Source organism: Claveliimonas bilis (assembly GCF_030296775.1).
GTDB classification, from domain to species: Bacteria; Bacillota; Clostridia; order Lachnospirales; family Lachnospiraceae; genus Claveliimonas; species Claveliimonas bilis.
Genome location: NZ_AP027742.1, coordinates 2575394 through 2587161, shown reverse-complemented (window position 1 = coordinate 2587161; position 11768 = coordinate 2575394). Strand labels below are relative to the sequence as shown.

Sequence of the window (11768 nt, the reverse complement as noted above, 5' to 3'; positions counted from 1 at the left end):
CAGCTGACGATTGATTATGCTAATATTATATAAACTGCAAGATGAGATTTTCTTGCATATTTCTAACAGATTCTAACACAATCCTGCTGTGAGGTGAAAATATGGAACAAAAAGAAGAATATTTGGAAAAGACAAATCATGGAAGTCCCCTCTTTCCCATAGAATATTATCACTGTCTGTACCCGGCGGGACTTTCCGCCTTGCCGGTTCACTGGCATGAGGAATTTGAAATCACATATATCAGGAAAGGGAGCTGTACCTATCTTGTTGACCTGGAAGCCTGTCATGCCGGCGAGGGAGATCTTCTGTTTTTCGCTTCCGGGATGCTTCACGGTATACCGGAAGGGCAGGTCAGAGAACTGGAAACGGACAGTTTTGTGTTTCATCCTCAAATGCTAGGAACCGGAAAGGATGTATGCGGGGTAAAATACGTCGGACCTGCCAGAGCGGGAGAAGTGCGCTTTCCGGCGGTTATTAAAAAGGATGCGGTGGAAAGCTCCGGCCTGGCAGAGGTGTTTGAAAAGCTGAAAAAAAGTTTCCTTGGAAAGGGAGAGGGCTATGAACTGGAGTCAGAGGCGCTTTTATATCAGTTTTTCTATCTCTTGTACAAATATGTCCCTCATAAAAGAATCACATCAGAGAATGAAGAAGTGCTGGAAAAGCTGAAAAATGTGATCCGGTATATAAAAGAGAACTATCAGAGACAGGTGACAGTATCGGAGCTTGCCGGGATATGCCATTTCAGCGAATATTATTTTATGCGTTTCTTCAAAAAATATATGAATATGACCTGCATTGAATATCTGAACCAGTATCGAATGGAGATCGCTGCCGGAAAATTAGCCGAGAGCAGTCAGAGCGTGACAGATGTGGCGCTGGATACGGGATTTCAGAATATTTCTTATTTTAACCGGGTATTTAAAAAAAGTTACCACATGACACCCACACAGTATCGCGCTTCTATGCAGGATATATCCGAATAGTATTGTTAAATTATCTACTTACGGCAAAGCTGGTTACATCCGGAAAGTTGAATGGTATAATATGCGCATAGGCAATGAGCCGTGCAGAAATACAAGAGGTACAAATGCATGCTTGCATGCAATTTGGACATCTTGTATTTCTATAGGGCGAAGCCCGCGAGGGAGAACCCGAAGGGTTCGAGCTTGCAAGGCGTGGCAGGAAGCTGCTGGAGGGCTTCCCCAGGGTACTAATAACATTGAGAGGAAAGAAGGAAAAGAAATGAGCAGATTAGAGATTGTATCTCCAAACAGAGCGCGGATCGTCATGGAAGGTCTCTACAAGGATCTGGAAAGAAGAATTGAATCCAGTCCTCCGGGCTTATGTCCGGTAGATATGGCAAGAGCCTTTCTGGAACTGTGCCATGCACAGACGTGCGGAAAATGTGTGCCGTGCAGAATCGGACTTGGCCAGCTTAATCGTTTTATCAAAGATGTGCTGGACGGAAAAGCAACAATGAAAACGCTGGACTATATGGAAGAGACAGCACTCTCCATTATGGAATCAGCAGACTGTGCCATTGGCTATGAGGCAGCCAATATGGTTTATAAAGGACTGATCGGATACCGGGATGACTATATTGAACATATCCAGAACGGACGCTGTACCTGCACCTACAATCAGCCGGTTCCCTGTGTGGCCTTATGTCCGGCTCACGTGGACGTTCCGGGTTACATAGCGCTGGTAGGAGAGGGACGATATGCAGATGCCGTACGGCTGATCCGGAAGGATAATCCGTTCCCTACTACATGCGGATTTATCTGTGAACATCCATGTGAGGCGAGATGCCGGAGAAATATGGTGGATGATTCCATTAATATCAGGGGACTGAAGCGAGTGGCAGCAGACTTTGCAGGAGAGGTGGATCCGCCGGAATGTGCGCCGTCTACCGGTAAAAAGATAGCGGTTCTTGGAGGAGGACCTGGAGGATTGAGTGCCGCTTATTACCTGCAGCTGATGGGACATCAGGCAGTTGTATATGAGATGCTTCCAAAACTTGGAGGTATGCTGCGATATGGAATCCCTAATTACCGTCTGCCGAAAGAAAGACTGGAAGATGATATCAACTGCATTTTGAAGACTGGCGTACAGGTAAAATACGGCCTGAAGATCGGACAGGATATTACAATCCAGCAGCTTCGTAAAGAGTATGACGCTGTGCTGATTACGATCGGAGCAAGTACGGATAAAAAACTGGGGCTGGAAGGAGAAGATGCTGACGGAGTTCTCTCTGCAGTACAGTTCCTTAGAAACGTGGGCAAAAATATGATCATGGATCTGACCGGCAAGGAAGTTGCTGTTATTGGAGGCGGAAATGTATCTATGGATGCAGTGCGTACTGCAAAACGCCTTGGTGCAAAGAAGGTCAGCATTGTTTACCGCCGCCGTGTGGCAGACATGACAGCACTGCCACAGGAAATTGAAGGAGCAGTGGCAGAGGGAATTGAATTGCAGACTCTGAAAGCTCCGGCAGCAATCGATGTAGATGAAAACCATCATGTAAAAGGTATCTATGTAACGCCGCAGATGGTAAGCGCCATCAAAGATGGAAGAGCCAGTATCCGTCCTACCGGAGAGCCGGATGTATACATCCCTTGCGATGTGCTGATCGTAGCCATCGGGCAGAATATTGAAACGCGGCATTTTGAGGAGGCGGGAATCCCGGTAGAGAGAGGGAAGATCCGTACGAAGAGTACCGGAACCTTTGAAAATATGCCTGGTGTATTTGCAGGAGGCGACTGTGCCAGTGGCCCGGCTTCTGTAATCACTGCTATTGCGGCAGCAAAAGTTGTTGCGGCAAATATTGATGAATACCTTGGCTATCACCATGAGATTTCCTGTGATGTGGAGATCCCGGAGGCCAATCTTTCCGACCGTTCTCCTTGCGGAAGGGTAAACCTGACAGAGAGGGAAGCATGCGAACGTGTATGCGATTTCGAGGGAGTGGAAAACTGCATGACAGAAAAGGAAGCAAAGCAGGAAGCGGGACGCTGTCTGCGCTGCGACCACTTCGGCTATGGAATATTCAAAGGAGGGCGTGAGAGATTATGGTAAACCTGACAATAGATGGAAAACAGATTTCCGTAAAAGAAAATACAACGATTATGGAAGCTGCAAGGCAAAATGGGATACCAATCCCAAAGCTGTGCTACCTGAAAGGGATTAATGAGATTGCAGCCTGTCGTGTTTGTGTGGTGGAACTGGAAGGGAAAAATCGTCTGATCACCTCCTGCAATAATGTGGCAGAGGAAGGGATGGTGATCCACACAAACAGTCCCAAAGTGCGTAAAGACAGGAGAACGAATGTGGAACTGATCCTGTCGCAGCATGACTGTCAGTGTGTGACCTGTGCAAGAAGCGGAAACTGCAGCCTGCAGAAAATCGCAAATGATCTGAATATTTTGGATATTCCATTTGAAAAGGAGATTGAGCGTCAGCCGTGGAATCAGGATTTCCCGCTGATCAGAGACTCTGCAAAATGTATTAAATGTATGAGATGTATTCAGGTCTGTGACAAAGTACAGAAACTTTCCGTGTGGGATGTAGAAGGGACAGGTTCCAGAACAACTGTAAATGTAGCCGGACATGGAAAGATCGAGGATGCCCCCTGTTCTTTGTGCGGACAATGTATTACGCACTGTCCGGTGGGCGCGCTTCGTGAAAGAGATGATACAGAGAAAGTATGGGATGCCATTGCCGATGAGAAGAAAACCGTTGTGGTTCAGGTGGCTCCGGCTGTCAGAACATCCTGGGGCGAGCAGATCGGTCTGAAACCGGAAGAGGCAACTATTGGAAAGATTATGGACTCCTTGAAGAGAATGGGAGTAGATTATGTATTTGATACTGTGTTTTCCGCTGATCTGACCATTATGGAGGAAGCCAACGAGTTTGTGCAAAGATTTACGTCCGGAGAACTCAAAGACCGCCCGATGTTTACATCCTGCTGTCCGGGATGGGTGAGATTTGCAAAATCCCAGTATCCGCATCTTGTAAAATATCTGTCCACGGCAAAATCTCCACAGGAAATGTTCGGGGCAGTTATGAAGACTTATTTTGCAGAAAAAATTGGAAAATCTCCGGAGGAGATTTATACCGTTTCCGTTATGCCATGTGTGGCAAAAAAGGCAGAACGGGAGAAAGAACTTTTCTATAATGAATATGCAGGACATGGTGTAGATACTGTTATTACTACAAGAGAGCTTGTGAAGATGATGCGCTCTGCTCATATCAGTCCGGATACCCTTCAGGACATTGAGAGCGATTCACCAATGCACGACGGAACTGGCGCCGGCGTTATCTTCGGTGCAACCGGTGGAGTTATGGAGGCTGCTCTTCGTACCGCTTACGCTATTATTACCGGAGAAAATCCGGAGGCGGATGCATTTAAGGCAGTGAGAAGCTCCGGGTTTAACGCAAATGACGGTGTGATGGAAGCAGAGCTTAATATCAACGGAATAAAAGTTCGCACTGCAGTTGTCAGCGGGCTTGGAAATACGAGAAACCTTCTGGATAAGATGGAAAAGGGAGAAGTCAAGTATGACTTTGTAGAAGTTATGGCATGTCCGGGAGGATGTGTCGGCGGCGGCGGACAGCCGATCCATGATGGTGAAGAGCTGGCATTTGAAAGAGGAAAGACGCTGTATGCACTTGATAAGAATGCAGATTTACGTTTCTCACATGAAAATCCGGATATTCAGAAATTGTATGATGAATATATGGAAAAACCGATGTCGCATAAGGCGCATATGCTTTTGCATACCGAGCATTAAAGGAAAATAGAAGAAAGCTGCAGTATCAATGATTAAGAAATCATAGATGCTGCAGCTTTCTTTGTTGCGTCTTTCGTTCGCTCAAAATATAATGAATGTAAAAGTTGGAGGTATAATCATGGGCTATATAACACGGAAAGAATTTGACTGATTCCCCAAAGTGCGAAAAAACCATTAGATGGCAGACGAAAATCTGATCGTCAGAAGGGAGAAGAATCATTGTGATTGAGGTTTATTACGCGGAAGATGATGAAATCATTGCTAAATCCGTAAAAGAATATCTGGAACAGAAAAACTGCAAGGTAACCATCTTTGGCGCTATTACCGATATAAAAAAAGCACTGATCAGCCATTTGCCTGCTGTTATTTTGCTGGATTGGAATATGCCGGATGGTCACGGAAACGAATTGTGCCGTTGGATTCGGGATAGATGGGATGATTTACCCGTTATCTATCTGACGGTTCGCGGCGACTCCGGCGATATTGTCAGCGGTTTTCAGAATGGTGCAGACGATTATGTGGTAAAGCCTTTCGATCTTGCCGTTCTTCATTCGCGTATTCTGGCACTGCTTCGCAGAGCAAAGGGTGCAGAAGCAATGAAATTGTTTTGCGATGACCTGATGTTGGATAAAGAAAAAGCTGCCGTCTATTATCAGCAGCAAGAAGTTATTGTTAGCCAGTTGGAATATCAGCTTCTTCAGCTGCTTTTGGAAAACAAGGGAAAAACTGTCACTAGGAGACAACTTTTGGAACAGATCTGGGATAACAGCGGGAACTATGTCAATGACAATACGCTGACGGTTAGCATGAAACGGTTAAGAGAAAAGCTGCATCATCCGCTCTGTTTAAAAACAATCCGTAGCTTTGGCTACCGCATGGAGGATACGAAATGAATGAAAGAAGAAAACAGGGAATCCTACTGCTTTTTCCAGTCGCGGTTCTCTTGATGGGGATAATTTTCACAACCGCGTTGTTTTATCATACCTATCGACAGATAGCCTATCAACATATTTCCGCATTCAGCGAAATCATTCTGGAAACTTCCCCCGAAGCCGAGCCACAGTTGTTGTCTGGTTTGAAAGGGTATTACTCAATGAGCGAACAAGAGATAGTAAAAAATAATTATTTGGGGAAATATGGTTATCGTGCAGAGGAGTTTTGCAAAGGGATTCCAACGTATACTTTTATTCTTCCTGTCATGTTATTTTTTATGGTTTCTGGAGCATTTGTCTTAGCAGCATGGTTGTTTCACAGGCGTAGTCAAAAACGTATTGTTGATTTGACGGAGTATTTGGAGCGGGTCAACATAGGGGCTGGGGAAACCCTGATACAGACACAGGAAGACGATTTTTCCAGATTACAGGACGAGATATACAAAACCGTTACAACGCTCTATCAGACCAGAGAAGCAGCCGTTTCTGCAAGGAAAAACTTCGCCGAAAACCTGGCAAATATCGCACACCAGCTAAAAACACCGATTACCGCAGCATTCTTGTCTTTACAGCTTATGAAGAAGGAAGCAGCCAATGAATATGCCGATCGGATTGAAAGGCAGTTGGATAGGCTGAACCGTCTGGAAGAATCCGTGCTTATGCTTTCTAAGATTGACGCAGGAACGCTACTGTTAAAGCACGAAAAAGTTGATCTTTATACAGCACTTAATCTGGCAGCGGAAAATCTGAATGATATATTGCAAGATAGTCATATTTTTATCGAGATACTAGAAAACGGCTGTATTGAATTTTTCGGTGATCTGGAATGGACAATGGAAGCCTTCATCAATTTAATGAAAAACTGTATGGAGCATTCACAGCCTGGCGGGATTGTCTATTGTGAGTATTCAGGTAATCCTCTTTATGCAGAAATTCGGATATGGGATGAAGGGACAGGTTTTGATGAGGAGGACTTACCACATCTTTTTGATCGCTTTTATCGTGGCAAGCGTGCAGTAGGAAATGGTATCGGAATTGGTCTGGCGCTTGCCCGTTCTATCTTTGAGTTACAGAACGGGACGATTATTGCCTATAATCGACGAAACGGCGGTGCATGTTTTGAAATAAGGCTGTACAGTCACTGAAATGTCACTTTACTTTGCTATACTGTACGCAAGATAAACTGCAGTACAGAAAGGAGAAAGCGACGTGGAAATACTAAAGTGTGAAAATTTACGAAAGGTATATGGCGCTGGAAATAATCAGGTCGTGGCTCTGGATCATATTGACATTTCCATCCAAAAAGGAGAATTTGTGGCAATCGTGGGTGCGTCTGGCTCAGGAAAATCTACCTTGCTGCATATTTTAGGCAGTGTGGATAAGCCCACAGAGGGAAAAGTAGTGATAGAAGGAACAGATATATCCAAGATGAACCGAACACAGGCAGCGATTTTCAGGCGTAGAAAAGTGGGGCTGGTCTATCAGTTTTATAATTTGATTCCAACGCTTACCGTCCGAAAAAATATCCTTATGCCGCTCATGTTAGATAAACGGAAACCCAACCAGGAATATTTTGACCAGATTGTCCGTTCGCTAGGTATTGAAGATAAGCTGGATTTTCTTCCCAACCAATTATCGGGCGGGCAGCAACAGCGCGCGGCCATTGCCCGTTCTTTGATCTATCGTCCTGCCCTCTTACTTGCTGATGAGCCAACAGGGAACCTTGATCGGAAAAACGGAGAAGAAATTATTGATCTATTGAAATTGTCAAACCGCAACCTGAACCAGACTATTCTGTTGATTACCCATGACGAAAAGGTTGCTTTAGAAGCAGATCGCATTATAACCATAGAGGATGGGAAAATCATCAGCGATCAGAAAGGTCGGTGAAGGATATGTGGAAAGACTATTCAATCGGATTTATAAAAAAGAATCGTGCCTCCAGCTTATCCGTCCTTGTTGCCGCGTTTATTTCGGCTTTGTTTCTGTCTTTGCTGTGTGGCTTGTTCTACAATTTCTGGAATTACGAGATAGAATCCATTGTCCTGGAAGAAGGAAACTGGCAAGGTCGTATTACAGGAACATATAAAGAAAATGCGGTATTCGACATTGAACACTTTGCCAATGTGAAAACCGCTGCTGTCAATGAAGAATTATCGGATGGGCAAACCCTTGTAATTGATATTTGCTTTTACAACATGAGGACAGTATATCAGGATATGCCCTTGATTGCACAGAAACTGGGAGTCCCTGACAGTTCCGTGGCGTATCATGAATCGCTGTTGTCAACATATTTTATCCATGATCCACAGGATGCCAGCCCTCCCTTATTGCTGGCCTTTTATTTGGCTCTGCTTCTGCTTGTATCGGTATCTTTGGTTTTGATTATTCATAACTCCTTTGCCGTATCCATGAACGCCCGTGTTCATCAATTTGGTATTTTTTCCAGTATAGGGGCAACGCCGGGACAAATTCGTACCTGCCTTTTGCAGGAGGTGGCTGTTCTTAGTGCCATCCCAATTTTGCTCGGAAGTTTTATCGGGATTGCCTTGACTTTCGGAACTATACAGATTGTAAATGTCCTTGCAGATGGCATTGTGGGCAGGCGTGATGCGGTATTTACTTATCATCCTCTTGTATTTGTCATCACAATCCTGGTATCTGTTCTGACAGTGTTGATTTCCGCATGGCTGCCAGCCAGAAAACTAAGCAAGCTGACTCCGCTGGAAGCTATTAAAAATATAGACGAGTTGCAGCTAAAACGTAGGAAAAAGTCTCGTATCCTTGCACGGCTGTTTGGAGTAGAAGGCGAATTGGCCGGTAATGCGCTGAAGGCGCAGAAGAAAGCCTTAAGAACCTCTACGTTGTCCTTAACCCTTTCCTTCCTGGGCTTTACACTCATGCTGTGCTTCTTTACTCTTTCAGGAATCAGCACGAATCATACGTATTTTGAACGATATCAGGACGCTTGGGATGTCATGGCAACCGTAAAAGACACTCCGATAGAGGATTTTACTTACGAAGATGAAATCCATGCGCTGGATGGTACAGACAGCGTGATTTATCAAAAGGCGGAGGCTTATAGTTCTGTTCCCACGGAGGCCATCAGCAAGAAAGTGGAAAGTCTGGGAGGGATAGAGGAGTTGGCCGGAAACTCTGTCAGTGCTGCCGATGACACCTATACTATCCAGGTCCCTATTGTCATTATGGATGACAGCAGCTTTGCTGCATACTGTGAGCAGATCGGCGTTTCTCCGTCAGGGACAGGGAGTGTGATTCTGAACCGTATCTGGGACAGCGTAAACAGCAATTTTAGGTACAAAGAATACGTTCCGTTTTTAACTGAGGAACAGGACACCATCATCTTACAAAATTGTGATGACGCGTCAACTGCTGTCACAGTCTCTGTTTTGGGCTATACACAGGAGCCGCCGGTTTTAAGAGAAGAATACGGTAACTATGTATTGGTTCAGTTCCTTTCGGTTTCAACGTGGAAACAGATCAAAGAAGTGATTGGGAATGCAGAGCAAGACGCATATATTCGCGTACTGGACACGAAAGATAGAACCTTAACTGAATTGAATAAGATAGAAATGGAACTGACAAATATCCTGGAGCATGAATTTATGCTTGAGATAGAAAACCGTGTCCAGGAAAAAATAGACAATGACGCTATGCTAAATGGCTATAAGCTGATTATTGGGGCAGTGTGTGCATTACTTGCTCTGATTGGAATTGCCAATGTCTTTTCCAATACATTGGGTTTTATCCGGCAACGGAAAAGAGAGTTTGCGAGGTATATGTCTATCGGTATGACGCCGGAAGGTATGCGTAAAATATTTCGAATTGAGGCTCTTGTTATTGCAGGGCGTCCTGTTCTGATTACGTTGCCGGTCACTGTATTGTTTGTCTGGTTTATGATAACGGCAAGTTACCTGAACCCAATGGAGTTTTTGTCAGTGGCTCCGATTGTTCCTATCGTAATTTTTATCGCGGCGATTTTTGGCTTTGTTACACTGGCATATTATATAGGGAGCAAAAAAATTCTGAAATGCAATTTGGCAGAAGCACTACAAAGTGATTATATGGGATAAATACGCACAAATACTAGCCTTCCGGACGACGGATTCTTTTACTGTCATCCGGAAGGCAATTGTCACGTTCAAAATAGGATATGTCGGGAAATAGGGTGCAGGGGTTATTCCTCTATGCCCTCGTTTTCAAGAAATTGTGCCGCAGTCATGCACTTTGGATGTTCCATGTCCAGACTAAGGAAATCTTTGTCACCGGTGACGATGATGTCCACATCCGACACAATGGCCGCGTTTAAGATCGGTTGGTCTTTTGCGTCGCGTATCAGCTTTTCCGCGTGGTCTACCGCAGGAATTAACTCATAGGACATCTCTGCCAGCAGCACTTCCGCATCCGGGAGATACTTTGGCGCTTTCCGTCCGAGGATATTCCGCAGCTCCGCAATATTGCGATCGCACAAGACGATTTCGTGATTGTCTGCGATGTAGAGCAAAGCCCGCGCGGGTTTGGAACGGGGAAAAACCAATGCGGAAAACAAAATGTTTGTATCTATCAATATCCGCATTTTACCCTTCCTTTCCGTAACGTGCTTTGTCTACAAGCGTTTGAATATCATCTTCATTGGATACACCTATCGCTTCGGCGGCTCCGGTAAAGGCCGCTTGCGCTTTGCGGATAGCCGCAGCGGAGGCGTTGCTGACAACGATCTCTCCATTTTGATTTTGGAGGAACAGAATTTTATCGCCGGATTTTAGACCAAGTTGCCGTCTGATTTCTACCGGCACAGTGATTTGACCGTTTGCAGAGATTTTTGCCAAATTCATATAATTCACCCTTTCTATTCTTTAGAACTCAAGTTTTCTTTATCTTTGCTTATATTATATCCAATGTACCGGGGAAAGTAAACTTGTGTAGTTAAAAAAGGTTTTTCATTTGCAGCATTATAAACAATATTATTGCATGTCTCCTTTGCTTCACTCCTTTGAACAGTTGTCAATATAAGGCTCTCATGGTACACTTGTGAAAACGGAGAAGTTTTATCTGTGGACCGCCGGATATGATATGTGGAAATGGGAGAAAGGAACTGAAAAGGCAAGATGAAAAGAGCAGCATTGTTTTTTGATATAGATGGAACTCTGTTGAGTGAAGTGACGCACCAGATCCCGGAGAGTGCAGTACACGCACTGGAGGAGGCAAAGAAAAAGGGGCATTTGATCTTTGTTAATACCGGGCGCACGATCTGCAGTATTCCGGAAGAACTGAAGAGACTTCCGGTGCACGGATTTTTATGCGGATGCGGGATTTATGGAGAATTTGAAGAGGAGATTTTCTTTGAAAAGCACCTGGATGGAAAGTCTGCGGATGCGATTGTGAAAAAAGCGCAGGAATGCAGGGTAGACGCTTTGTATGAAGGAAAGGACGATGTGTATTTTTCTTCACGTATCTCCCGCTTTGACAGCCTGGAAAATACAAGGAAATATATGAATAACAGAGGACTTGGTCTGGAACGCTGTATTGAGCAGGGCGGCTGTGCTTACGATAAGCTTTTTGCCTATGAGGATGAGCACAGCAACAGCAGAGAGTTCTTTGATTTTCTGTCAGATTATCTGGAAATCCTGGACCGGGGGAATCACACTTATGAATGTATTATGAAAGGGTATTCCAAAGCAACGATCATGGAAGTGGTCTTAAAAAAATTCGGAATCGGCAGGGAAGATTCCTATGCATTCGGAGACAGCAGCAATGATCTGGCTATGTTCCGGTACGCAGGACATGGAATTGCCATGGGCGTTCATGATCCGGTTCTTGATCCCTATGCAGAATACATTGCGCCTGCAGTGGAAGAGGAGGCTATCTGGCAGTCAATGAAACATTATGGGCTTATTCTGTAAAAACGCAATATTTTTATAGTTTTGACCATGATGTTTATAGTATTTCCGGCGGGAAAAATTTATAATGGTAGCAACGTAAAAGCAAGGGTATTGTGGGCCAAGCAATGAGAGAGGTGTGTGAA

10 protein-coding genes are annotated in these 11768 nt (G+C 44.6%); 8 read left to right on the top strand and 2 right to left on the bottom strand.

Annotated elements, in window-relative coordinates:
• The first annotated feature begins 101 nt into the window (after positions 1-101).
• The 7 genes from R2J37_RS12475 (at position 102) to R2J37_RS12445 (ending at position 9816) form a co-directional block, all read left to right on the top strand.
• Positions 102-983: an AraC family transcriptional regulator gene (locus R2J37_RS12475; RefSeq protein ID WP_230105385.1), complete on the top strand. Its 882-nt coding sequence runs from the start codon at positions 102-104 to the stop codon at positions 981-983.
• 259 nt (positions 984-1242) lie between these two features.
• The gene (locus R2J37_RS12470) at positions 1243-3075 is read left to right on the top strand and encodes an NAD(P)-binding protein (RefSeq protein ID WP_230105386.1); all 1833 of its coding nucleotides are present in this window, start codon (positions 1243-1245) and stop codon (positions 3073-3075) included.
• Positions 3069-4790, top strand: coding sequence for a [FeFe] hydrogenase, group A (locus tag R2J37_RS12465; RefSeq protein ID WP_256193649.1), 1722 nt, complete (start codon positions 3069-3071; stop codon positions 4788-4790). Before R2J37_RS12470 ends, R2J37_RS12465 begins: the two co-directional genes overlap by 7 nt.
• 221 nt (positions 4791-5011) lie before the next feature.
• Positions 5012-5683 carry a response regulator transcription factor gene (locus R2J37_RS12460; protein WP_316265331.1) on the top strand — a complete coding sequence of 224 codons (672 nt, stop codon included), beginning with the start codon at positions 5012-5014 and terminating at the stop codon, positions 5681-5683.
• On the top strand, positions 5680-6867 hold the full coding sequence (locus R2J37_RS12455; RefSeq protein WP_316265329.1) for a sensor histidine kinase: 1188 nt from the start codon (positions 5680-5682) through the stop codon (positions 6865-6867). Before R2J37_RS12460 ends, R2J37_RS12455 begins: the two co-directional genes overlap by 4 nt.
• A gap of 64 nt (positions 6868-6931) precedes the next feature.
• A complete protein-coding gene (locus R2J37_RS12450; RefSeq protein ID WP_316265328.1) occupies positions 6932-7612 on the top strand; it encodes an ABC transporter ATP-binding protein in 681 nt (226 codons plus the stop codon).
• Positions 7613-7617: 5 nt separating this feature from the next.
• Complete coding sequence (locus tag R2J37_RS12445; RefSeq protein WP_316265326.1) at positions 7618-9816, top strand: ABC transporter permease; 2199 nt, start codon at positions 7618-7620, stop codon at positions 9814-9816.
• A 104-nt stretch (positions 9817-9920) separates the two neighbouring features.
• Here R2J37_RS12445 and R2J37_RS12440 read toward each other — a convergent pair whose 3' ends face one another.
• Positions 9921-10319 carry a putative toxin-antitoxin system toxin component, PIN family gene (locus R2J37_RS12440; RefSeq protein ID WP_316265324.1) on the bottom strand — a complete coding sequence of 133 codons (399 nt, stop codon included), beginning with the start codon at positions 10317-10319 and terminating at the stop codon, positions 9921-9923.
• A 1-nt stretch (position 10320) separates the two neighbouring features.
• Positions 10321-10578: an AbrB/MazE/SpoVT family DNA-binding domain-containing protein gene (locus R2J37_RS12435; RefSeq protein WP_316265323.1), complete on the bottom strand. Its 258-nt coding sequence runs from the start codon at positions 10576-10578 to the stop codon at positions 10321-10323.
• 273 nt (positions 10579-10851) lie between these two features.
• Between R2J37_RS12435 and R2J37_RS12430 the strand changes: the two genes are divergently transcribed.
• On the top strand, positions 10852-11646 hold the full coding sequence (locus R2J37_RS12430) for an HAD-IIB family hydrolase (protein ID WP_316265321.1): 795 nt from the start codon (positions 10852-10854) through the stop codon (positions 11644-11646).
• Positions 11647-11768 lie beyond the last annotated feature (122 nt).